Origin of the sequence: Bacillus sp. PPSBB_2, assembly GCF_045291115.1 — a bacterium.
GTDB lineage: Bacteria > Bacillota > Bacilli > Bacillales > Bacillaceae_G > Bacillus_A > Bacillus_A cereus.
The window spans coordinates 129,731-149,745 of record NZ_CP147983.1; the positions used below are offsets into that span (position 1 = coordinate 129,731).

Sequence of the window (20,015 nt, forward strand, 5' to 3'; positions counted from 1 at the left end):
TGAGAGGAGGCACTTCAATGCAAGCTAAAGCAGTAGCGAGAACAGTTCGTATTGCTCCTCGTAAAGTTCGTTTAGTAGTAGACTTAATCCGAGGTAAGCAAGTGGGTGAAGCGATTGCTATCCTTAACCACACACCAAAAACTGCTTCTCCAGTTGTAGAAAAAGTTTTAAAATCTGCAATCGCAAATGCAGAGCACAATTATGAGATGGACATTAACAACCTAGTTGTAGAAAAAGTTTTCGTTGACGAAGGTCCAACGTTAAAACGTTTCCGTCCACGTGCAATGGGTCGTGCAAGCCAAATTAACAAACGCACAAGCCACATCACAGTTGTGGTATCAGAAAAGAAGGAGGGATAATCGATGGGTCAAAAGGTTAATCCAATTGGTCTTCGTGTCGGCGTTATCCGTGACTGGGAATCTCGTTGGTTCGCTGAGAAAGATTACGCTACATTATTACATGAAGACATCAAAATCCGTGAGTACATTAATGTACGCTTAAAAGATTCTGCTGTTGCTAAAGTAGAAATCGAACGTGCAGCAAATCGTGTAAATGTTACAATTCACACTGCAAAACCTGGTATGGTAATTGGTAAAGGTGGTACTGAAGTTGAAGCACTTCGTAAAGCTCTTAACCAATTAACAGGCAAGCGTGTACACATCAACATTTTAGAAGTTAAGAGAGCTGATCTTAACGCTAAATTAGTAGGCGAAAACATCGCTCGTCAATTAGAAAACCGTGTATCATTCCGTCGTGCACAAAAGCAAGTTATTCAACGTGCTATGCGTGCAGGTGCTAAAGGTATTAAAACACAGGTTTCTGGTCGTCTTGGCGGAGCTGATATCGCTCGTGCAGAATCTTACAGTGAAGGAACTGTTCCACTTCATACACTTCGCGCTGATATTGACTATGCAGCAGTTGAAGCTGATACAACATACGGTAAATTAGGCGTAAAAGTATGGATCTACCGTGGAGAAGTCCTTCCTACAAAAAAGAAAGCTTCTGAGGAAGGAGGAAAATAATATGTTAATGCCAAAACGCGTAAAATATCGTAGAGAGCATCGTGGTAAAATGCGTGGTCGTGCTAAAGGTGGAACTGAAATTGCTTTCGGTGAATTCGGTTTACAAGCACAAGCTGCTTCATGGATTACAAACCGTCAAATCGAAGCTGCTCGTCGTGCAATGACTCGTTACATGAAACGTGGCGGTAAAGTATGGATTAAAATTTTCCCTTCTAAACCTTACACTGCAAAACCTCTAGAAGTACGTATGGGTTCCGGTAAAGGGGCACCAGAAGGCTGGGTAGCAGTAGTAAAACCTGGGAAAATTATGTTCGAAATCGCGGGTGTATCTGAAGAGGTAGCACGCGAAGCATTACGTCTTGCAGCTCACAAGTTACCTGTGAAATGTAAATTCGTAAAACGTGAAGAAAATGGTGGTGAATCTAATGAAAACTAATGATATTCGTGAATTAACCACTGCCGAAATCGAAACAAAAGTTAAAGCTTTAAAGGAAGAGTTGTTTAATCTTCGCTTCCAACTTGCTACAGGACAATTAGAGAATCCAACTCGCATTCGTGAAGTGCGTAAAGCAATTGCTCGTATGAAAACTGTAGTTCGTGAAAGAGAGATCGGAATTAATCGATAAATTGAGGGGAGGTTTGCATAGTGAGCGAACGTAACCAACGCAAAGTTTATACTGGTCGTGTAGTGTCTGACAAAATGGACAAAACGATTACAGTTTTAGTTGAAACTTACAAAACTCATTCCTTGTACGGAAAACGTGTTAAGTATTCTAAGAAGTACAAAGCCCATGATGAGCAAAACCAAGCGAAACTTGGCGATATCGTTAAAATCATGGAAACTCGCCCGCTTTCTGCTACTAAGCGTTTCCGTTTAGTTGAAATCGTTGAAGAAGCGGTTATTATCTAAATAGACGAATCGGAATTTTTAGTCCGAAGGGAGGTTTCATAACATGATCCAACAAGAATCTCGTTTGAAAGTTGCTGACAACTCTGGTGCACGTGAACTTTTAACAATTAAAGTATTAGGCGGCTCTGGTCGTAAATATGCTAACATTGGTGACATTATCGTTGCTACGGTAAAACAAGCAACACCAGGTGGCGTTGTTAAAAAAGGTGACGTTGTTAAAGCAGTAGTAGTACGTACGAAGAGCGGAGCTCGTCGTCCGGACGGTTCTTACATCAAATTTGATGAAAACGCAGCGGTTATCATTAAAGACGATAAGAGCCCACGTGGTACTCGTATCTTCGGACCAGTAGCTCGTGAATTACGTGATAGCAACTTCATGAAGATCGTTTCTTTAGCTCCAGAAGTTCTATAATTTAAGGTATTGCCTTGCTAAGGAGGTGCAGAATTAAGATGCATGTAAAAAAAGGTGATAAAGTACAGGTAATCACTGGTAAAGACAAAGGAAAACAAGGCGTTATCCTTGTGGCTTTCCCAAAGCAAAACCGTGTTATCGTTGAGGGTGTCAATATCGTTAAGAAGCACTCTAAGCCATCTCAATTAAATCCACAAGGTGGAATTATTACTAAAGAAGCACCTATTCACGTTTCTAACGTTATGATTTTAGATCCGAAAACAGGTGAACCTACTCGCGTAGGCTTCAAAGTAGAAGATGGTAAAAAAGTTCGTATTGCAAAAAAATCTGGTGAATTATTAGATAAATAATTTTCTTAAGAAAGGAGGTCACTTCATTGAATCGCCTTAAAGAGAAGTTCCAAAAGGAAATTACTCCTGCTCTAGTGAGCAAGTTTAACTATAAATCTGTAATGCAGGTACCAAAAATCGAAAAGATCGTAATCAACACTGGTGTTGGTGACGCGGTATCTAACTCAAAAGCGTTAGACAACGCAGTAGAAGAATTAACACAAATCACAGGTCAAAAACCTGTTGTAACTCGTGCTAAAAAATCAATCGCTGGTTTCCGTCTTCGTGAAGGTATGCCAATCGGTGCGAAAGTAACTTTACGCGGCGAGCAAATGTATGAGTTCTTCGACAAATTAGTATCAGTTTCTTTACCACGTGTACGTGATTTCCGTGGTGTTTCTAAGAAATCATTCGATGGTCGTGGAAACTATACATTAGGTGTTAAAGAGCAACTTATTTTCCCTGAGATTGATTATGATAAAGTAAGCAAAGTCCGCGGTATGGACATCGTAATCGTTACTACAGCGAAAACTGATGAAGAAGCTCGTGAACTGTTAACACAATTCGGTATGCCATTCCAAAAATAATGGAAGCCAACGCTAAGTAGAGGAGGCGAAAACGTGGCTAAAAAATCTATGATAGCGAAACAAAAGCGTACTCCTAAGTTTAAAGTACAAGAGTATACACGTTGCGAACGCTGCGGTCGTCCGCATTCTGTATACCGCAAATTTAAACTTTGCCGTATTTGTTTCCGTGAACTTGCATATAAAGGTCAAATTCCTGGTGTTAAAAAAGCTAGTTGGTAAAACCCACAAATGGGAAGGAGGTAAAACACATGGTGATGACAGATCCAATTGCAGACATGCTTACTCGCATCCGTAATGCGAACATGGTACGTCATGAGAAATTAGAGGTTCCTGCTTCTAAAATCAAAAAAGAGATCGCTGAACTTTTAAAACGTGAAGGTTTCATTCGTGATGTAGAATACATCGAGGATAACAAACAAGGTATCCTTCGTATTTTCCTGAAATATGGTGCAAACAATGAACGTGTAATCACTGGATTAAAACGTATCAGTAAACCTGGCTTACGCGTTTACGCTAAAGCTGACGAAGTACCACGTGTACTTAACGGATTAGGTATCGCTCTTGTTTCTACATCTAAGGGAGTAATGACAGACAAAGACGCTCGTCAATTACAAACTGGTGGAGAAGTAGTAGCATACGTTTGGTAATATATATTTAAAACGAACGGAGGTGTGACCACATGTCTCGTATTGGTAAAAAGATTCTTGAAATCCCTGCAGGTGTTACTATTACAGTTGCAGAAGACAATACTGTAACAGTAAAAGGCCCTAAAGGTGAATTAACTCGTACTTTCAATGCTGATATGCTTATCAAAATTGAAGAGAATACATTAACAGTTGAGCGTCCATCTGAACAGAAGGAACACCGTGCATTACACGGTACAACTCGTGCTTTAATCGGAAACATGGTTGAAGGTGTAACTGAAGGTTTCGCACGCGGACTTGAATTAGTCGGTGTTGGTTACCGTGCTCAAAAACAAGGTGATAAACTTGTATTAAGCGTAGGTTATTCTCATCCAGTAGAAATGACTCCGGAAGCAGGTCTTGAAGTTGAAGTACCTGCACCAACTAAGATCGTAATTAAAGGTATCGACAAGCAACGTGTTGGCGAATTCGCTGCTAACATCCGTGCTGTACGTGCTCCTGAGCCTTACAAAGGTAAAGGTATTCGTTACGAAGGCGAAGTTGTTCGTCGTAAAGAAGGTAAAACTGCTAAGTAAACCCGTTAGGTGAGAGAAAGGAGTGACAAGAATGATCACTAAAGCTGATAAAAATGCGACTCGTAAGAAAAGACATGCACGTGTACGTGCTAAACTTACTGGTACTGCAGAGCGTCCACGTTTAAACGTGTTCCGTTCTAACCAACATATTTACGCTCAAGTTATTGATGATGTGAATGGTGTAACGTTAGTAAGTGCATCTACTCTTGATAAAGACCTTGCTCTTAACGGTACTAGCAATATTGAAGCTGCTACGAAAGTTGGAGAATCAGTTGCTAAGCGTGCTGTAGAGAAAGGCGTTAAAGAAGTAGTATTTGATCGCGGTGGTTACTTATACCATGGCCGTGTTAAAGCTCTAGCTGAAGCTGCTCGTGAGGCTGGATTACAATTTTAATGGTCAAAGGAGGGAAAATTGATGCATCGCATTGACCCAAGTAAATTAGAACTTGAAGAACGTGTAGTTACGATAAATCGTGTCGCGAAAGTTGTTAAGGGTGGTCGTCGTTTCCGCTTTGCTGCACTAGTTGTAGTTGGCGATAAAAACGGTCATGTTGGATTCGGTACTGGTAAAGCACAAGAGGTACCAGACGCAATCCGTAAAGCTATCGAAGACGCTAAGAAAAACTTAATCGCTGTACCATTAGTTGGTACAACAATTCCACACACAATCAACGGTCATTTTGGCGCTGGTGAAGTATTCTTAAAACCTGCTGCTGAGGGTACTGGTGTTATTGCTGGTGGACCTGTTCGTGCGGTCCTTGAATTAGCTGGTGTACAAGATATTCTTTCGAAATCTCTTGGTTCTAACACACCAATCAACATGATTCGCGCTACTGTGAACGGATTAAGCGAACTTAAGCGCGCTGAAGATGTTGCAAAATTACGCGGTAAATCTGTAGAAGAGCTACTAGGTTAAGGAGGGAAAACAAATGGCGAAAAAGTTAGAAATTACCCTCACTCGTAGTGTAATTGGTCGTCCACAAGATCAACGTGCGACGGTAGAAGCTTTAGGTCTTAAAAAGTTGAATTCAACTGTAGTTAAGGAAGAAACTCCTGCTATTCTTGGTATGATCAACAAAGTTTCTCACCTTGTAACTGTAAAAGAAGCTTAAGGATAACTCATTAATATAAGGAGGTGCCTGGGAATGAAACTTCATGAATTAAAACCTGCAGAAGGTTCTCGTAAAGTACGTAACCGTGTCGGTCGTGGTATCGGTTCTGGTAACGGTAAAACTGCTGGTAAAGGTCATAAAGGACAAAACGCACGTTCTGGCGGCGGTGTTCGTCTTGGCTTCGAAGGTGGTCAAACTCCATTATTCCGTCGTTTACCAAAACGCGGCTTCACAAACATTAACCGTAAAGAGTTTGCTATTGTAAACTTATCAACGTTAAATCGTTTTGAAGATGGTACAGAAGTAACACCTGAATTATTGCTGGAAACTGGCGTTATCAGCAAGTTAAACGACGGTGTTAAAGTTCTTGCAAGCGGAGCAGTAGAGAAAAAACTAACTGTTAAAGCGCACAAGTTCTCTTCAAGTGCTAAAGAAGCAATTGAAGCAGCTGGCGGATCAGTTGAGGTGATCTAATGTTTCGTACAATCTCCAACTTTATGCGCGTTGCTGTGATAAGACGTAAAATATTATTCACTTTAGCGATGTTAATCGTATTCAGGATTGGCACGTTTATCCCCGTGCCATTTACAAATGGAGACGTACTGAAGGCACAAGATCAATTAAATGCTTTAGGTATTCTAAATACATTTGGCGGTGGAGCCTTGAAAAACTTCTCCATCTTTGCGATGGGAATCATGCCGTATATTACAGCATCCATCATCGTGCAATTATTGCAGATGGATGTTGTTCCTAAATTTTCGGAATGGTCGAAGCAAGGTGAAATGGGCCGTCGTAAATTAACGCAATTCACGCGTTACTTTACAATTGTTCTTGCGTTTATTCAGGGGTTTGGTATGTCAATCGGTTTTAACGGTATGGTAGGTGGACAATTAATTTTGAATCCAGGTTGGAGCACTTATTTATACATTGCTACGGTACTGACTGCTGGTACTGCATTTTTAATGTGGTTAGGTGAACAGATTACAGCTAAAGGTGTAGGTAATGGTATTTCCATCCTTATCTTTGGCGGTATTGCCGCAGCGATCCCAAGTGTTATATCTCAAGTGTATCAGCAACAGTTTCAAAATATCGGAGATCAATTGTTCATGAGTATCGTTAAAGTTGCATTGATTTTACTAGCTGTGCTAGCAGTTATTGTGGGTGTTATTTTCATTCAACAGGCTGTTAGAAAGATCCCAATTCAATATGCGAAGCGTGTAACAGGAGGAAATGGTGGTTATGCTGGAGCACAAAACACACATTTACCGCTTAAGGTAAATAGTGCTGGTGTTATTCCAGTAATTTTTGCTGTTTCATTCTTAATTACGCCTCCGACTATTGCACAGTTCTTCCCGAAACATGATGTATCGCAGTGGATTATTGCAAACTTTAACTATTCTCACCCAGTGGGAATGATCATATATGTTGCGCTCATTGTAGCCTTCACATATTTCTATGCATTTGTTCAGGTTAATCCAGAGCAAATGTCAGAGAATCTAAACAAGCAAGGTGGATATGTTCCAGGTATTCGTCCGGGTAAGAATACGGAACAATATCTAACAAAAATCTTGTATCGTTTGACCTTTGTAGGATCAATTTTCCTAGCAGCGATTGCAATCTTACCAGTTATCTTTACGAAATTGGGAAATCTTCCTCCATCTGCACAGATCGGTGGAACGAGTATGTTAATCGTTGTCGGCGTTGCTTTAGAAACAATGAAGCAGCTAGAAAGCCAACTGGTAAAACGCCATTACAAAGGGTTTATCAAGCAGTGAGTAAGTGGGAAGAATTGTCTTCCCTACATGCTCATGTACTCTGAGGGGGAACAAGGATGAACTTAATTTTAATGGGGCTTCCTGGTGCTGGTAAAGGTACACAAGCCGAACAGATTGTTGCCAAGTATAACATCCCTCACATTTCAACAGGAGACATGTTCCGTGCAGCTATGAAGGCTGAAACTGAAATGGGTCTACAAGCAAAATCTTTTATTGATAAAGGTGCACTTGTTCCAGATGAAGTTACAATCGGAATCGTTCGTGAACGTTTAAGTCAAGACGACTGCGTAAGAGGTTTCTTACTAGACGGTTTCCCACGAACTGTTGCACAAGCATCAGCTCTTGAAGAAATTATGAAAGATCTTGGCAAAAAAATCGACTATGTTTTAAACATTAATGTGGATTCAGGGTTGTTATTAAAACGCCTTACAGGCCGTCGCATTTGTAAAGAGTGCGGTGCGACTTACCACTTAGAATTCAATCCACCAGCAAAAGCTGATGTGTGCGATAAATGTGGTGGCGAATTATATCAACGCTCTGATGACAATGAAGAAACTGTAGCAAATCGTTTAGATGTAAATATTAAGCAAACAAAACCTTTGCTTGATTTCTACGAAGAGCTTGGTTACTTACAAAGCATTAATGGTGAGCAAGATATCAATAAAGTATTTGCTGATATCGATGTTCTCATCGGAGGCTTAGCGTAATGATAATCTGCAAAACTCCTCGCGAGATAGAAATCATGCGAGAAGCTGGCAGGATCGTTGCTTTGACTCATCAAGAGTTGAAACAGCACATTACTCCAGGAATTACAACGAAAGAGCTCGATCAAATAGCGGAAAAGACGATTCAAAAATATGGTGCTACGCCATCTTTTAAAGGATACAACGGATTTCCGGGGAGCATATGTGCTTCTGTAAATGAAGAGCTTGTACACGGAATTCCAGGGAAGCGCAAGCTCAAAGAGGGCGATATCATCAGTATCGATATTGGTGCGAAATACAATGGGTACCATGGAGATTCTGCATGGACGTATCCAGTTGGAAACATTTCTGAATCTGTTCAAAAGCTACTTGATGTCACAGAAAAATCGTTGTATCTTGGTCTAGAACAAGTAAAACCAGGCGAGAGATTATCAAATATCTCACATGCGGTTCAAACCCATGCTGAAGAGAATGGATTCTCGATCGTTAGGGAGTATGTTGGTCACGGAATCGGGCAAGACTTACATGAGGACCCTCAAATCCCGCACTATGGTCCACCAAATAGAGGCCCTAGATTAAAGCCGGGAATGGTCATCTGTGTTGAGCCGATGGTGAATCAAGGAAGACGATATGTAAAAACACTATCTGATGACTGGACAGTGGTAACGGTAGATGGTAAATGGTGTGCCCATTTTGAGCACACGATTGCTCTTACAGAAGCAGGATACGAAATCCTTACCACTTTATAAGTAGCTGGCTCTCCGGGATTTCAGAGCAGTGTAAAATGTTACTGATTTGAAGAAGGGAGAACTATTGAATGGCTAAAGATGATGTAATTGAAGTCGAAGGTACCGTTCTTGAAACGTTGCCAAATGCTATGTTCAAAGTAGAATTAGAGAATGGGCATGTCGTATTGGCTCACGTTTCTGGTAAAATCCGTATGAACTTCATTCGTATTTTACCAGGAGACAAAGTTACGGTAGAATTATCTCCGTACGATTTAAATCGTGGTCGTATTACGTACCGTTTTAAATAATATAGCACTCCGTAATCTTTAAGGAGGTTCGAGACATGAAAGTAAGACCGTCAGTTAAACCAATCTGCGAAAAATGTAAAGTTATTCGTAGACGTGGAAAAGTAATGGTTATTTGTGAAAACCCTAAACATAAACAAAAACAAGGTTAATCAGAAGGAGGTGCATTCGTAATGGCACGTATCGCAGGTGTAGATATTCCTCGAGACAAACGCGTTGTTATTTCTTTAACTTACGTATTCGGCATTGGTCGCACAACTGCTGAAAAAATTCTTGCTGAAGCAGGTATTTCTGAAGAAACACGAGTTCGTGATTTAACGGAAGACGAATTAGGACGTATCCGTGATATCATCGATCGTATTAAAGTTGAGGGAGACCTTCGTCGTGAAGTATCTCTTAACATCAAACGTCTAATGGAGATCGGTTCTTACCGTGGTCTTCGTCACCGTCGTGGTTTACCAGTTCGTGGTCAAAACTCTAAAAACAATGCTCGTACACGTAAAGGTCCACGTCGTACAGTAGCAAATAAAAAGAAATAATAAGTAAAGGAGGTTGAACTAACAATGGCACGTAAAACAAACACTCGTAAAAAACGTGTGAAAAAGAATATTGAAGCTGGTATAGCTCATATTCGTTCTACTTTCAACAACACAATCGTAACACTTACAGATACTCACGGTAACGCACTTTCTTGGTCTAGTGCTGGTGCACTTGGTTTCCGTGGATCTCGTAAATCTACTCCATTCGCTGCGCAAATGGCTGCTGAAACTGCTGCTAAAGCTGCAATGGAACACGGTTTAAAAACTTTAGAGGTTACTGTTAAAGGTCCTGGTGCTGGTCGTGAAGCTGCAATTCGTGCTCTTCAAGCTGCAGGTCTAGAAGTAACAGCAATTAGAGATGTTACTCCAGTTCCTCATAATGGATGTCGTCCACCAAAACGTCGTCGTGTGTAATTTTTCTGTATAGAATTTTCCCTTTTGTCTATAATGGATATGATGCATTATCGAGAAATTTCGTACAGAAACATCGCTTGTTGTGCACAATCGGGAACTGCCTAAGGGGGACTTTCGGTTAGACAGGGGTTATACCTTTGTTTAACCGGGGTTTCGACGTTTTGAAGGAGGGTTTAGTTAATGATTGAAATCGAAAAGCCGAAAATCGAAACGGTTGAACTTAACGAAGATGCTAAATATGGTAAATTCGTAATTGAACCGCTTGAGCGTGGATATGGTACTACTTTGGGTAACTCCTTACGTCGTATTCTTTTATCCTCACTCCCTGGTGCCGCTGTTACTGCTATCCAAATCGATGGCGTATTACATGAATTTTCAACAGTTGAGGGCGTAGTAGAAGACGTTACGACGATCATCTTAAACTTGAAAAAGTTAGCTCTTAAAATCTACTCTGAAGAAGAGAAGACGTTGGAAATTGATGTACAGGGCGAAGGTATTGTCACAGCTGCTGATATTACTCACGATAGTGATGTAGAAATCTTAAATCCAGATTTACACATTGCAACGTTAGCAAAAGATGCGCATTTCCGCGTGCGTTTAACTGCAAAGCGTGGCCGTGGGTATACGCCAGCTGATGCAAATAAAAGCGAAGATCAACCAATAGGAGTAATTCCTATTGATTCTATTTATACTCCAGTATCACGTGTGACTTACCAAGTGGAAAAGACACGTGTCGGACAAGTGGCTAATTATGATAAGCTTACGCTTGATGTATGGACGGATGGAAGCATCGGGCCAAAAGAAGCTATCTCTTTAGGTGCCAAAATCTTAACTGAGCATTTAAATATCTTTGTTGGTTTAACTGATGAAGCACAAAATGCTGAGATTATGGTCGAGAAGGAAGAAGATCAAAAAGAGAAAGTTCTTGAGATGACTATCGAAGAACTAGACCTTTCTGTTCGTTCTTATAATTGCCTAAAACGTGCAGGAATTAATACTGTACAAGAGCTTGCGAACAAAACAGAAGAAGATATGATGAAAGTTCGTAACTTAGGACGTAAATCCTTAGAAGAAGTTAAACATAAACTTGAGGAATTAGGTTTAGGTTTACGTAAAGACGACTGAGGATTTAAACCCATCAACAAAGGAGGGAACTACGAATGGCATACAGAAAATTAGGCCGTACAAGTGCGCAACGTAAAGCTATGTTACGTGATTTAGCTACTGATTTAATTATCAACGAGCGCATCCAAACGACAGAAACTCGTGCAAAAGAACTTCGTTCTGTAGTGGAAAAAATGATCACTTTAGGTAAACGCGGAGATCTTCATGCTCGTCGTCAAGCAGCAGCTTTCATTCGCAATGAAGTAGCTAACGCTGAGACTGGTCAAGATGCACTTCAAAAACTATTCGCTGATGTAGCTCCACGCTATGCTGAGCGCCAAGGCGGATACACTCGTATTGCAAAAATTGGTCCACGTCGCGGAGACGCAGCACCAATGGTAATTATCGAGTTAGTATAATGATAATTAAAAGGGCAGGACAGTTCTTTTCAAGAAACTGGTCATGGCCCTTTTTTTTAAATATAAAAATAGGCTAACTTGGCGAAGGAAAGGGTGCCTTCTATTGAAAAAAGAGAAACTTCGGATAGAAAATATATCATTTCAATATCCTGGGGCAGCCACTTATGCATTAAAAGATGTTTCATTTTCCTTATATGAGGGAGAATGGGTATCTATTATTGGTCAAAACGGTTCAGGAAAGTCTACACTTGCAAAATTATTGAATGGTTTGTTTTTGCCAGAAGCAGGGACTATTACAGTAAATGATACAATGGTTTTATCAGAGGAAACGGTATGGGATGTTCGAAAACAAATTGGAATGGTATTTCAAAATCCAGATAATCAATTTGTTGGAACGACAGTGCAAGATGATGTTGTATTTGGCTTGGAGAATATCGGAATGCCAAGAGAACAAATGATTGAAAGATTAGAACAGGCCTTACAACTTGTCCGTATGGAAGATTTTCTTAATGATGAGCCTCATTCCTTATCTGGTGGGCAAAAGCAGCGAGTGGCAATAGCAGGCGTTTTAGCACTTCAACCATCTATTTTAATATTAGATGAAGCAACGTCAATGTTAGACCCTCAAGGGAGACGTGAAGTAGTAGAAACGGTTAGACAACTTGTTACTCAAAAAGGTATTACCGTGTTATCAATTACGCACGATTTAGAAGAAGCGGCACAGTCAGATCGTGTCATTATTTTAAATAAGGGAGAAATATTAGAGGAAGGGACTCCAGAAAAAATTTTCAAATCCTCTCATATGCTCCAAGAAATTGGCTTAGATGTACCGTTTTCGGTGAAAATAGCAGAATTATTAAAAAGAAATGAAATTCTCTTGCAAAATACGCATCTTACAATGGAAAGCTTGGTGAACGAACTTTGGAGATTACATTCCAAAAAGTAGAACATCGTTATCAATATAAAACTCCATTTGAAAGACGCGCACTTTATGATGTAGACGTGTCGTTTCCAAGTGGGGGCTATTATGCCATTATCGGTCATACTGGTTCAGGAAAGTCGACGATGATTCAACATTTAAATGGTTTATTGCAGCCGACAAATGGTACAGTTCAAATTGGTGAACATTTGATTTCGGCAGGAAAGAAAGAAAAAAAGCTAAAGCCACTACGTAAGAAAGTAGGGGTTGTCTTTCAATTCCCAGAACATCAGTTGTTTGAAGAGACTGTGGAGAAAGATATTTGTTTCGGCCCTACTAATTTTGGAGTATCTGTAGACGAAGCAAGGCAAAAGGCTAGAAAGGCAATTGAACTTGTAGGGCTAGAACCAGAACTGTTAGCACGTTCTCCGTTCGAATTAAGTGGTGGACAAATGAGACGTGTTGCTATAGCGGGTGTACTGGCAATGGAACCTGAAGTGCTTGTATTAGATGAACCTACAGCAGGACTAGATCCAAAAGGGCAGAACGAACTTATGGAGATGTTTTATAAGCTGCACAAGGAGAAGGGTCTTACAGTCATCCTTGTAACGCATAATATGGAGGATGCTGCTCAGTATGCGGAGCAGATTGTAGTTATGCATAAAGGAACGGTCTTTTTGCAAGGAAGTGCAGAGGAAGTATTTTCACATGCTGATGAACTAGAGAAAATTGGTGTGGATCTTCCTATGTCATTAAAGTATAAACGTGCAATTGAAGAGAAGTTTGGTATTTCAATTCCAAAGGCTACCTTATCTTTAGAGGATCTTACTCATGAAGTTGTGCAGGTGTTACGAAAAGGTGGTCATGAATCATGCAGCAGTTGATTATTGGGAGATATATCCCGGGGAATTCACTTATTCATCAACTTGATCCACGTACGAAGCTGCTGATTGTCTTTTTATATGTATTTGTTGTTTTCTTAGCAAATAATGCGATTTCATATGGATTTTTATTTTTATATGCACTCATTGCTTTATTTTTTGCAAAAGTGCCGATTCGTTATGTACTTTCGGGCTTAAAACCAATTTTATGGATTTTTCTTTTTACATTTTTCCTGCATATTTTTACAAATAAAGAGGGGGATGTACTATTCCAGCTTGGTTGGTTTTCGATATATGAAAAAGGATTAGAGCAAGGGATATACATTTCTGTACGATTCTTCGTTATTATTTTAATGACGACATTATTAACGTTAACGACGACACCTATTGAAATTACAGATGGTTTGGAGACGTTATTAAAGCCGTTGAAGCGTATAAAGGTTCCTGTTCATGAAATCGCATTAATGATGTCAATTTCTCTTCGTTTTATCCCGACATTAATGGATGAAACGAGTAAAATAATGAAAGCACAAGCGTCACGTGGTATTGATTTTGCCGGGGGACCGATAAAAGATAGAATGAAAGCTATTATTTCACTGCTCGTTCCTCTGTTTATCAGTGCTTTTAAGCGTGCAGAGGACTTAGCCATTGCGATGGAAGCTCGTGGATATCAAAGTGGTGAAGGACGTACTAAATTTAGGCAACTACGCTGGAAAACAAGCGATACAGTAACGATTGTCAGCTTATTTTGTTTAGCTTGTATTTTGGCATGGGTGCGATCGTAATGGAGAATAGAGAAATGGATAGAATAAAATGTACGGTTGCATATGATGGCATGCATTTTTGTGGTTATCAAATTCAGCCGAACCATCGTACTGTTCAACAGGAGATAGAAAAAGCATTGCAGAAATTGCATAAGGGAGAACTTGTTCGTGTTCAGGCATCTGGTAGAACAGATTCTACAGTTCATGCAAAAGGACAAGTAATACACTTTGATACTCCTTTGTCTCTTGAAGAATGGCAATGGATTAATGCTTTAAACACAATGTTGCCAGATGATATTGTTATTAGGCAAGTAGAGAAAAAAACAGAAGAATTTCATGCACGTTACGGTGTTGAGAAAAAAGAATATCGTTATCGTGTATTATTATCAAAGACTGCGGATGTATTCCGTAGAAATTACGTATATCAATATCCATACCCGCTCGAAATCAACTCTATAAGAAAAGCAATTCCTTATTTTATTGGAACACATGATTTCACTTCTTTTTGTTCGGCAAAAACTGACAAAAAAGATAAAGTGCGAACAATTTATGAAATCGAGTTAATTGAACAAAATGATGAAATAATTTTTCGTTTTGTAGGTAATGGATTTTTATATAATATGGTCAGAATTATTGTTGGTACGTTACTTAGCGTAGGGCAAGGAAAGCTTGATCCTGATAGCATTCCAGAGATTTTAGCGAAACAAAATCGTCAGTTTGCTGGAAAGATGGCTCCAGGTCATGGGCTTTACTTATGGGAGGTAAACTATAACAACTAATCCTGGTGTAACATTTGCTTGACATTAGAAACTCAAAAGTATATCATAACATATGGTATTGTTTCTAAAACCACGATTAGCCCCGGAAGGAAATCGTGTTTAAGATAAACAATAGATTTTTTCTATGGAAAAGATAACGAGGAGGGAAACACATGCGTACGACTTTTATGGCAAAAGCTAACGAAGTTGAGCGTAAATGGTATGTGGTTGATGCTGAAGGTCAAACTTTAGGTCGCCTTGCTAGTGAAGTAGCATCCATTTTACGTGGTAAAAACAAACCTACATTTACACCACACGTTGACACGGGTGATCATGTAATTATTATTAACGCTGAGAAAATTCATTTAACAGGTAATAAATTAAACGATAAAATTTACTACCGTCACACTAACCACCCAGGTGGACTTAAGCAAAGAACAGCTCTTGAAATGCGTACAAACTACCCTGTACAAATGTTAGAGCTTGCAATTAAAGGCATGCTTCCAAAAGGACGCTTAGGCCGTCAAGTTTCTAAGAAACTTAACGTGTATGCTGGAGCAGAGCATCCACACCAAGCACAAAAACCAGAAGTTTACGAACTTCGCGGATAATTAATTAAAGGAGGGCTTACTTTGGCACAGGTTCAATACTATGGCACTGGACGTCGTAAGAGTTCAGTAGCGCGCGTACGCCTAGTTCCAGGCGAAGGACGCGTTATCATTAACGGTCGTGATTTTGAAAACTATATCCCATTTGCTGCATTACGTGAAGTAGTGAAACAACCTCTAGTTGCAACAGAAACTTTAGGTAACTACGATGTACTTGTAAACGTAAATGGTGGTGGATACACTGGTCAAGCTGGTGCTATTCGTCACGGTATTTCTCGCGCTTTATTAAAAGCTGATCCAGAATACCGTCTAACATTAAAACGTGCAGGTCTATTAACTCGTGACGCACGTATGAAAGAGCGTAAAAAATACGGTCTTAAAGGCGCACGTCGTGCACCTCAGTTCTCAAAACGTTAATTTTTGCGAACTACAAACCCCAACCATTTTGGTTGGGGTTTTTTATGTTTCATTCCTCTTTTGCAATTTTTATAGCTTGGAATATTTTAGTGCTCCCGCCACGCGTATGCTTCTTCTTTAGAAGTTTAGACTAATACGTATTAGGGAGGTTTATATGTACTATGAATGTCATTGTCAGCTTACAAGAAAAACAAAAAGAAAAGCAGTTAAAATACGAGCGGAAGATGTTGCGGGAATTATCATTAAAAACATTGCGTTCAAATATTCGTGATGCCTTTCAAATGCAAGAGCTTCATCGTCAGTATGAAGATTACTGTATTGAATTAGGGATAGAATCTTATTTATTAGGAGCGAGATACAGTAAATTTGGTTATTATGGTGAATCGTTTTTTGATGTGAAATATAGAGCTTTAGAAGAAGAACAACAATTAATTGAAACGCTATTTCAATTTTTAACGAGTATGACTATGCGAGAAATAAAGTTGAAAGATGAGGAGTTACTTTTTGAATCTTGTCAGCAGTTTATAGGATTGTGGTGGCAAGAAGGGTATGAAAAAGGTGAAAGAAGATATCGATTAAAGCTTCATTAAGACAAGCATAAACTTTCCTCTTGTCCCATATAAGTAATTAGAGGGACTAGCTGGAGGAGGAAAGGTATGAAGAGAATTCGAATTATCTCTTTTGCACTCGCTGCGGTTGTATTGTTTTTTTTAGTCAAGCAAGAATTTCAAATTACAAAATCGTGGCGAGCTTGGAATTTACCCTTATCAGGGAAAGTAATTGTGTTAGATGCTGGGCATGGTGGACCAGATGGAGGGGCTGTTGGTGGAAAGGATATTATAGAAAAGGATATTACGCTTGAAATTACAAAAAAGGTACAAGACTATTTACAAGAACAAGGTGCACTAGTTATTTTAACGCGTGAGGGAGATTATGATTTAGCTAACAAAGATACAAAGTCATATAGTAGACGTAAAGCAGAGGATTTAAAAAAACGTGTAGAAATCATCAATAAACCTGATGTAGACTTTTTTGCAAGTATTCATTTAAATGCTTTAACTAGTAGTGGATCGAAAGGTGCACAAACGTTCTATTACCGCTCTTCGATTGAAAATGAACGTGCTGCAAAATTTATACAGGCTGAATTGAGAACAAGTTTAGAGAACACGAATCGTTCTGCTAAGACAATTTCGCATGTATATTTATTAAAGTATTCTAAAACACCAGGTGCTTTAATTGAAGCTGGCTTTTTATCGAATGTGAACGAAAGGTATATGTTAAATTCGGAGAAATATCAGCAAAAGGTAGCAGCTGCAATATACCGTGGTATATTACGTTATTTCACGGAAAAAGGAAATCCTCCAGAATAAGGAGGATTTTTTTGAGCTTCTCTCGTTAACGAAGTTTTCGGAAAATATGTTATACTGGAAATGTAAACGCATTTATTTCAAGGATAAGCAGAGATAAATTCAATTAACATTACGTTATTTTTCATACAGGGGGCTGGGCTAATTATGGTAACGAAAGAGCAAGTGGTTGAAGCGTTAGAAGGGATTGTAGATCCGTTTTTACATAAAACATTAAAAGAAACAAGTGCAATTAAAGAGGTAACAGTCAAGCCAGAGAAGGAACATGTGAGTGTCAAAATTGCAATCGTAAAAACCGGTACAGCGGAACAAATGCAGTTGCAGTCTGGAATTGTAAAGTTAGTAAAAGAACTTGGGGCAGCAACAGTTGGACTTCGTTTTGCAGAATTTACAGAAGAGGAATTAGCTCAGTTTGCACCGGAACAAGAAGAAGAGCAAAGTGAATCTTTATTGTCACCTAATTCAAAAACAACATTCTTAGCAGTAGCGAGTGGAAAAGGTGGCGTGGGAAAATCAACTGTTTCCGTTAACCTTGCAGTTGCTTTAGCTCGTTTAGGAAAAAAAGTTGGTATTATTGATGCGGACATTTACGGTTTTAGTGTGCCAGACATGATGGGGATAGAAAAACGTCCTATCGTAAGAGGTGACAAGATAATTCCGGTGGAACGTTTAGGTGTAAAGGTAATCTCAATGGGCTTCTTTGTAGAGGATAATGCACCAGTTATTTGGAGAGGACCTATGCTTGGGAAAATGTTAAACCACTTCTTCACAGAAGTAGAATGGGGCGATTTAGATTATTTAGTACTAGATTTGCCACCAGGCACAGGTGATGTTGCGTTAGATGTGCACTCAATGTTGCCATCTTGCAAAGAGATTATTGTAACGACGCCTCATCCAACAGCTGCGTTTGTAGCAGCGCGTGCTGGAGCGATGGCATTGCGCACTGAACATAGTATTCTTGGTGTTGTTGAGAATATGGCATATTTTGAAAGTAAGGTAACTGGTGAGAGAGAATATGTATTTGGAAAAGGTGGGGGAGATAAGTTAGCTACCGAATTACAAACGAATGTTCTTGGTCGTATTCCACTGCAACAACCCGATTGGAATAAAGAAGACTTTGCTCCTTCAGTATATGAAGATACACATACAACGGGCATTATTTATAGTAAAATAGCTGAAACAGTAATTGATAAAACAGCTGTTACACAAAAATAAAGTGAAACTTTAATCAGTGGGGTTCACCTGTTACTGACAACAATAAGGCTTTTGTTGCTAGTAAACCTTTCGCTTAATTAGAGGGGTCCATTTTGTCTGTTAATAGCAAGATAAAGTAATAACGAGTGAACAATATATAAATTGTCCACTCGTTATTATAGTTATTATTTTTTACTGTTCTTCCTTCTTCTCGCCTTGAGAACCACCGTCACCGCCTGCTTCTTTCTTGCCAGATCCGCCTTTTTCAGCTTTTTGCACACCTTTACTAATGATATCAATCATCTTGGCTTGGAAGAGTGGACTTTCAGCAGTTTCTGTTAGTACTTGTTGTAGATATTGACGGTATTCTTTACTCTTCATTGTTTGTAACATCATTTTTTCTACTTCAGGATTTTTCATAATTTCTATAACGCCTGCTTGGTATTCAGGGTCTTTTAATAAGGTTTTCATTAATTGAGTTTGTTCTTTCCCCATACTTTTAGCAAATTTTGATGAGAACTCAGGATCTTTAAAGAGCTTTTCCCAGAATTGTTGCCCTTTATCGGATACCATGGCATCTTCAATCGTTTTCTTTACTACTGTTTCATCTAGTATGAGTGCTTGTTTCATTTTTTCATCAGTTAATACATCTTGAATAGCTTTCTTACCTTGATCTGTTTTTAAAATATCAACAATCATTTTCTTTGTTTGATCGTAATCTAGTTCGGATTTCGTTTCTTTTCCTTGTGCGCATGCTGCAAGTGCGATAAGTAGAAAAGAAGAAACGAAAATGAATAGCATCCGTTTCATAAGTTGGAACTCCTTTCAGCACAGTTCTCTCTTTTTAATATAAATATCTTTAAGGAATTTATACATGAACATGGCTAGCTTTTTGAAATTGTCATTGATACAATTTAATTAGAAATATAAGGATAATGGGGGATGTGTTGTGAATAGCCGCAAGTGGGTACGACTATTTTTAACGACGTTGTTTCTTGGTGGGATTAGCACAGTTATTATTGGTTTTGTTTTGGAGTGGGACAAGTATGATAAATTTTTTCAAAATTTCGACGGTAAGGAGATTTTAGCAGTATCTTTCTGGCTGATGGGTGTAGGATTTATTTTTAGTGTTATAAGTCAAATGGGATTCTTTGCATATTTAACAATCCACCGTTTTGGACTAGGGATGTTTCGCTCATCTTCTTTATGGAATGCAGTCCAGCTCTTCTTTATTGCATTCGTATTATTTGATTTTGTGTATTTAAGATCTGTACTTATTGCAAATGGGGAAGTCTCGTTAGGGAATAATATACTTGTTGCTGGAATGTTATTTGTGTTTGGAGCAATTGTTGCTTATGTAAAAAGTAAAGAAACAAATAAAAAAGCATTTGTGCCAGCTCTGTTCTTTATGGTTGTTGTAACGATCCTTGAATGGGTACCGGCGCTTCGGATTAATGATACAGATTGGTTATATTTAATGGTTATACCGCTATTGTTATGTAATGCATATCAATTACTTGTATTACAT

The 20,015-nt window shown here is 39.1% G+C and carries 35 protein-coding genes (1 of these 35 cut by a window edge); 34 read left to right on the forward strand and 1 reads right to left on the reverse strand.

What is annotated here, in order from left to right:
• The first annotated feature begins 17 nt into the window (after window positions 1–17).
• The 33 genes from rplV to V6946_RS00780 all read left to right on the forward strand — a co-directional run bounded on the left by rplV (window position 18) and on the right by V6946_RS00780 (window position 18,508).
• On the forward strand, window positions 18–359 hold the full coding sequence (gene rplV / locus V6946_RS00620) for a 50S ribosomal protein L22 (RefSeq protein WP_001148024.1): 342 nt from the start codon (window positions 18–20) through the stop codon (window positions 357–359).
• A gap of 3 nt (window positions 360–362) precedes the next feature.
• Window positions 363–1,022 carry a 30S ribosomal protein S3 gene (rpsC, locus tag V6946_RS00625; protein WP_000529956.1) on the forward strand — a complete coding sequence of 220 codons (660 nt, stop codon included), beginning with the start codon at window positions 363–365 and terminating at the stop codon, window positions 1,020–1,022.
• A 1-nt stretch (window position 1,023) separates the two neighbouring features.
• Complete coding sequence (gene rplP / locus V6946_RS00630) at window positions 1,024–1,458, forward strand: 50S ribosomal protein L16 (protein WP_000928969.1); 435 nt, start codon at window positions 1,024–1,026, stop codon at window positions 1,456–1,458.
• Entirely contained in the window at window positions 1,448–1,648 is a 201-nt protein-coding gene (gene rpmC / locus V6946_RS00635) for a 50S ribosomal protein L29 (protein WP_000855718.1), read from the forward strand. Before rplP ends, rpmC begins: the two co-directional genes overlap by 11 nt.
• Window positions 1,649–1,668: 20 nt before the next feature.
• Window positions 1,669–1,932, forward strand: coding sequence for a 30S ribosomal protein S17 (gene rpsQ, locus V6946_RS00640; RefSeq protein ID WP_000004106.1), 264 nt, complete (start codon window positions 1,669–1,671; stop codon window positions 1,930–1,932).
• A gap of 43 nt (window positions 1,933–1,975) precedes the next feature.
• Window positions 1,976–2,344 (forward strand): 50S ribosomal protein L14, encoded by a 369-nt coding sequence (gene rplN, locus V6946_RS00645; RefSeq protein ID WP_000615912.1) that lies wholly within the window; start codon window positions 1,976–1,978, stop codon window positions 2,342–2,344.
• Between the two features lie 38 nt (window positions 2,345–2,382).
• Entirely contained in the window at window positions 2,383–2,694 is a 312-nt protein-coding gene (gene rplX, locus V6946_RS00650; protein WP_000558200.1) for a 50S ribosomal protein L24, read from the forward strand.
• A 26-nt stretch (window positions 2,695–2,720) separates the two neighbouring features.
• Window positions 2,721–3,260, forward strand: coding sequence for a 50S ribosomal protein L5 (gene rplE / locus V6946_RS00655; RefSeq protein WP_001080831.1), 540 nt, complete (start codon window positions 2,721–2,723; stop codon window positions 3,258–3,260).
• A gap of 33 nt (window positions 3,261–3,293) precedes the next feature.
• The gene (rpsN, locus tag V6946_RS00660; RefSeq protein WP_001085700.1) at window positions 3,294–3,479 is read left to right on the forward strand and encodes a 30S ribosomal protein S14; all 186 of its coding nucleotides are present in this window, start codon (window positions 3,294–3,296) and stop codon (window positions 3,477–3,479) included.
• 29 nt (window positions 3,480–3,508) lie between these two features.
• Window positions 3,509–3,907 (forward strand): 30S ribosomal protein S8, encoded by a 399-nt coding sequence (rpsH, locus tag V6946_RS00665; protein ID WP_000245511.1) that lies wholly within the window; start codon window positions 3,509–3,511, stop codon window positions 3,905–3,907.
• Between the two features lie 32 nt (window positions 3,908–3,939).
• The gene (rplF, locus tag V6946_RS00670; RefSeq protein ID WP_000086558.1) at window positions 3,940–4,479 is read left to right on the forward strand and encodes a 50S ribosomal protein L6; all 540 of its coding nucleotides are present in this window, start codon (window positions 3,940–3,942) and stop codon (window positions 4,477–4,479) included.
• Between the two features lie 31 nt (window positions 4,480–4,510).
• Window positions 4,511–4,873: a 50S ribosomal protein L18 gene (gene rplR / locus V6946_RS00675; RefSeq protein WP_000628816.1), complete on the forward strand. Its 363-nt coding sequence runs from the start codon at window positions 4,511–4,513 to the stop codon at window positions 4,871–4,873.
• A gap of 21 nt (window positions 4,874–4,894) precedes the next feature.
• Window positions 4,895–5,395, forward strand: coding sequence for a 30S ribosomal protein S5 (rpsE, locus tag V6946_RS00680; protein WP_000554646.1), 501 nt, complete (start codon window positions 4,895–4,897; stop codon window positions 5,393–5,395).
• A 13-nt stretch (window positions 5,396–5,408) separates the two neighbouring features.
• On the forward strand, window positions 5,409–5,591 hold the full coding sequence (gene rpmD, locus V6946_RS00685) for a 50S ribosomal protein L30 (protein WP_001085234.1): 183 nt from the start codon (window positions 5,409–5,411) through the stop codon (window positions 5,589–5,591).
• A gap of 33 nt (window positions 5,592–5,624) precedes the next feature.
• On the forward strand, window positions 5,625–6,065 hold the full coding sequence (gene rplO / locus V6946_RS00690) for a 50S ribosomal protein L15 (RefSeq protein ID WP_000766081.1): 441 nt from the start codon (window positions 5,625–5,627) through the stop codon (window positions 6,063–6,065).
• Entirely contained in the window at window positions 6,065–7,366 is a 1,302-nt protein-coding gene (secY, locus tag V6946_RS00695) for a preprotein translocase subunit SecY (RefSeq protein WP_366981741.1), read from the forward strand. The genes rplO and secY overlap by 1 nt, the downstream gene beginning before the upstream one ends.
• 56 nt (window positions 7,367–7,422) lie before the next feature.
• The gene (locus V6946_RS00700) at window positions 7,423–8,073 is read left to right on the forward strand and encodes an adenylate kinase (RefSeq protein WP_001048989.1); all 651 of its coding nucleotides are present in this window, start codon (window positions 7,423–7,425) and stop codon (window positions 8,071–8,073) included.
• Entirely contained in the window at window positions 8,073–8,819 is a 747-nt protein-coding gene (map, locus tag V6946_RS00705; protein ID WP_000582539.1) for a type I methionyl aminopeptidase, read from the forward strand. Before V6946_RS00700 ends, map begins: the two co-directional genes overlap by 1 nt.
• A 68-nt stretch (window positions 8,820–8,887) precedes the next feature.
• Complete coding sequence (gene infA, locus V6946_RS00710; protein WP_001029884.1) at window positions 8,888–9,106, forward strand: translation initiation factor IF-1; 219 nt, start codon at window positions 8,888–8,890, stop codon at window positions 9,104–9,106.
• Window positions 9,107–9,141: 35 nt separating this feature from the next.
• Window positions 9,142–9,255, forward strand: coding sequence for a 50S ribosomal protein L36 (gene rpmJ / locus V6946_RS00715; RefSeq protein ID WP_000868344.1), 114 nt, complete (start codon window positions 9,142–9,144; stop codon window positions 9,253–9,255).
• A 21-nt stretch (window positions 9,256–9,276) separates the two neighbouring features.
• On the forward strand, window positions 9,277–9,642 hold the full coding sequence (rpsM, locus tag V6946_RS00720) for a 30S ribosomal protein S13 (RefSeq protein WP_000090788.1): 366 nt from the start codon (window positions 9,277–9,279) through the stop codon (window positions 9,640–9,642).
• 24 nt (window positions 9,643–9,666) lie between these two features.
• Window positions 9,667–10,056: a 30S ribosomal protein S11 gene (gene rpsK, locus V6946_RS00725; protein WP_000101798.1), complete on the forward strand. Its 390-nt coding sequence runs from the start codon at window positions 9,667–9,669 to the stop codon at window positions 10,054–10,056.
• 180 nt (window positions 10,057–10,236) lie between these two features.
• On the forward strand, window positions 10,237–11,181 hold the full coding sequence (locus tag V6946_RS00730) for a DNA-directed RNA polymerase subunit alpha (protein ID WP_000569643.1): 945 nt from the start codon (window positions 10,237–10,239) through the stop codon (window positions 11,179–11,181).
• Between the two features lie 35 nt (window positions 11,182–11,216).
• On the forward strand, window positions 11,217–11,579 hold the full coding sequence (gene rplQ / locus V6946_RS00735) for a 50S ribosomal protein L17 (protein WP_000331490.1): 363 nt from the start codon (window positions 11,217–11,219) through the stop codon (window positions 11,577–11,579).
• Between the two features lie 103 nt (window positions 11,580–11,682).
• Entirely contained in the window at window positions 11,683–12,525 is an 843-nt protein-coding gene (locus tag V6946_RS00740) for an energy-coupling factor ABC transporter ATP-binding protein (protein WP_000711757.1), read from the forward strand.
• Complete coding sequence (locus V6946_RS00745) at window positions 12,501–13,382, forward strand: energy-coupling factor ABC transporter ATP-binding protein (protein WP_000406533.1); 882 nt, start codon at window positions 12,501–12,503, stop codon at window positions 13,380–13,382. The genes V6946_RS00740 and V6946_RS00745 overlap by 25 nt, the downstream gene beginning before the upstream one ends.
• Window positions 13,370–14,164 carry an energy-coupling factor transporter transmembrane protein EcfT gene (locus V6946_RS00750; RefSeq protein WP_001186526.1) on the forward strand — a complete coding sequence of 265 codons (795 nt, stop codon included), beginning with the start codon at window positions 13,370–13,372 and terminating at the stop codon, window positions 14,162–14,164. The genes V6946_RS00745 and V6946_RS00750 overlap by 13 nt, the downstream gene beginning before the upstream one ends.
• Window positions 14,165–14,178: 14 nt before the next feature.
• On the forward strand, window positions 14,179–14,922 hold the full coding sequence (gene truA, locus V6946_RS00755) for a tRNA pseudouridine(38-40) synthase TruA (protein ID WP_002098927.1): 744 nt from the start codon (window positions 14,179–14,181) through the stop codon (window positions 14,920–14,922).
• A 152-nt stretch (window positions 14,923–15,074) separates the two neighbouring features.
• Complete coding sequence (gene rplM, locus V6946_RS00760; RefSeq protein ID WP_001260793.1) at window positions 15,075–15,512, forward strand: 50S ribosomal protein L13; 438 nt, start codon at window positions 15,075–15,077, stop codon at window positions 15,510–15,512.
• 21 nt (window positions 15,513–15,533) lie between these two features.
• Window positions 15,534–15,926: a 30S ribosomal protein S9 gene (gene rpsI, locus V6946_RS00765; protein WP_000079986.1), complete on the forward strand. Its 393-nt coding sequence runs from the start codon at window positions 15,534–15,536 to the stop codon at window positions 15,924–15,926.
• 161 nt (window positions 15,927–16,087) lie between these two features.
• Window positions 16,088–16,516, forward strand: a complete 429-nt coding sequence (locus tag V6946_RS00770; protein ID WP_033692259.1) for a DUF2521 family protein — start codon at window positions 16,088–16,090, stop codon at window positions 16,514–16,516.
• 66 nt (window positions 16,517–16,582) lie between these two features.
• Window positions 16,583–17,296 (forward strand): N-acetylmuramoyl-L-alanine amidase CwlD, encoded by a 714-nt coding sequence (gene cwlD / locus V6946_RS00775; RefSeq protein ID WP_000822439.1) that lies wholly within the window; start codon window positions 16,583–16,585, stop codon window positions 17,294–17,296.
• A 144-nt stretch (window positions 17,297–17,440) separates the two neighbouring features.
• Complete coding sequence (locus V6946_RS00780) at window positions 17,441–18,508, forward strand: Mrp/NBP35 family ATP-binding protein (protein WP_006921134.1); 1,068 nt, start codon at window positions 17,441–17,443, stop codon at window positions 18,506–18,508.
• A 171-nt stretch (window positions 18,509–18,679) separates the two neighbouring features.
• Here V6946_RS00780 and gerD read toward each other — a convergent pair whose 3' ends face one another.
• On the reverse strand, window positions 18,680–19,297 hold the full coding sequence (gene gerD / locus V6946_RS00785) for a spore germination lipoprotein GerD (RefSeq protein ID WP_000827295.1): 618 nt from the start codon (window positions 19,295–19,297) through the stop codon (window positions 18,680–18,682).
• 139 nt (window positions 19,298–19,436) lie between these two features.
• Between gerD and kbaA the strand changes: the two genes are divergently transcribed.
• Window positions 19,437–20,015, forward strand: the 5' portion of a protein-coding gene (gene kbaA / locus V6946_RS00790) for a KinB signaling pathway activation protein KbaA (RefSeq protein ID WP_006921137.1). The gene runs 33 nt beyond the window's last position; only the first 579 of its 612 coding nucleotides appear in the window; the start codon lies at window positions 19,437–19,439; its stop codon lies off the right edge, out of view.

What these genes read in the sequence shown, in the direction of transcription:
- rplV (WP_001148024.1), top strand. Translation starts at nt 18, where the DNA reads ATGCAAGCTAAAGCAGTAGCGAGAACAGTTCGTATTGCTCCTCGTAAA.
- rpsC (WP_000529956.1), top strand. Translation starts at nt 363, where the DNA reads ATGGGTCAAAAGGTTAATCCAATTGGTCTTCGTGTCGGCGTTATCCGT.
- rplP (WP_000928969.1), top strand. Translation starts at nt 1,024, where the DNA reads ATGTTAATGCCAAAACGCGTAAAATATCGTAGAGAGCATCGTGGTAAA.
- rpmC (WP_000855718.1), top strand. Translation starts at nt 1,448, where the DNA reads ATGAAAACTAATGATATTCGTGAATTAACCACTGCCGAAATCGAAACA.
- rplN (WP_000615912.1), top strand. Translation starts at nt 1,976, where the DNA reads ATGATCCAACAAGAATCTCGTTTGAAAGTTGCTGACAACTCTGGTGCA.
- rplX (WP_000558200.1), top strand. Translation starts at nt 2,383, where the DNA reads ATGCATGTAAAAAAAGGTGATAAAGTACAGGTAATCACTGGTAAAGAC.
- rpsH (WP_000245511.1), top strand. Translation starts at nt 3,509, where the DNA reads ATGGTGATGACAGATCCAATTGCAGACATGCTTACTCGCATCCGTAAT.
- rplF (WP_000086558.1), top strand. Translation starts at nt 3,940, where the DNA reads ATGTCTCGTATTGGTAAAAAGATTCTTGAAATCCCTGCAGGTGTTACT.
- rplR (WP_000628816.1), top strand. Translation starts at nt 4,511, where the DNA reads ATGATCACTAAAGCTGATAAAAATGCGACTCGTAAGAAAAGACATGCA.
- rpsE (WP_000554646.1), top strand. Translation starts at nt 4,895, where the DNA reads ATGCATCGCATTGACCCAAGTAAATTAGAACTTGAAGAACGTGTAGTT.
- rpmD (WP_001085234.1), top strand. Translation starts at nt 5,409, where the DNA reads ATGGCGAAAAAGTTAGAAATTACCCTCACTCGTAGTGTAATTGGTCGT.
- rplO (WP_000766081.1), top strand. Translation starts at nt 5,625, where the DNA reads ATGAAACTTCATGAATTAAAACCTGCAGAAGGTTCTCGTAAAGTACGT.
- secY (WP_366981741.1), top strand. Translation starts at nt 6,065, where the DNA reads ATGTTTCGTACAATCTCCAACTTTATGCGCGTTGCTGTGATAAGACGT.
- V6946_RS00700 (WP_001048989.1), top strand. Translation starts at nt 7,423, where the DNA reads ATGAACTTAATTTTAATGGGGCTTCCTGGTGCTGGTAAAGGTACACAA.
- map (WP_000582539.1), top strand. Translation starts at nt 8,073, where the DNA reads ATGATAATCTGCAAAACTCCTCGCGAGATAGAAATCATGCGAGAAGCT.
- infA (WP_001029884.1), top strand. Translation starts at nt 8,888, where the DNA reads ATGGCTAAAGATGATGTAATTGAAGTCGAAGGTACCGTTCTTGAAACG.
- rpmJ (WP_000868344.1), top strand. Translation starts at nt 9,142, where the DNA reads ATGAAAGTAAGACCGTCAGTTAAACCAATCTGCGAAAAATGTAAAGTT.
- rpsM (WP_000090788.1), top strand. Translation starts at nt 9,277, where the DNA reads ATGGCACGTATCGCAGGTGTAGATATTCCTCGAGACAAACGCGTTGTT.
- rpsK (WP_000101798.1), top strand. Translation starts at nt 9,667, where the DNA reads ATGGCACGTAAAACAAACACTCGTAAAAAACGTGTGAAAAAGAATATT.
- V6946_RS00730 (WP_000569643.1), top strand. Translation starts at nt 10,237, where the DNA reads ATGATTGAAATCGAAAAGCCGAAAATCGAAACGGTTGAACTTAACGAA.
- rplQ (WP_000331490.1), top strand. Translation starts at nt 11,217, where the DNA reads ATGGCATACAGAAAATTAGGCCGTACAAGTGCGCAACGTAAAGCTATG.
- V6946_RS00750 (WP_001186526.1), top strand. Translation starts at nt 13,370, where the DNA reads ATGCAGCAGTTGATTATTGGGAGATATATCCCGGGGAATTCACTTATT.
- truA (WP_002098927.1), top strand. Translation starts at nt 14,179, where the DNA reads ATGGATAGAATAAAATGTACGGTTGCATATGATGGCATGCATTTTTGT.
- rplM (WP_001260793.1), top strand. Translation starts at nt 15,075, where the DNA reads ATGCGTACGACTTTTATGGCAAAAGCTAACGAAGTTGAGCGTAAATGG.
- V6946_RS00770 (WP_033692259.1), top strand. Translation starts at nt 16,088, where the DNA reads ATGAATGTCATTGTCAGCTTACAAGAAAAACAAAAAGAAAAGCAGTTA.
- cwlD (WP_000822439.1), top strand. Translation starts at nt 16,583, where the DNA reads ATGAAGAGAATTCGAATTATCTCTTTTGCACTCGCTGCGGTTGTATTG.
- V6946_RS00780 (WP_006921134.1), top strand. Translation starts at nt 17,441, where the DNA reads ATGGTAACGAAAGAGCAAGTGGTTGAAGCGTTAGAAGGGATTGTAGAT.
- gerD (WP_000827295.1), bottom strand. Translation starts at nt 19,297, where the DNA reads ATGAAACGGATGCTATTCATTTTCGTTTCTTCTTTTCTACTTATCGCA.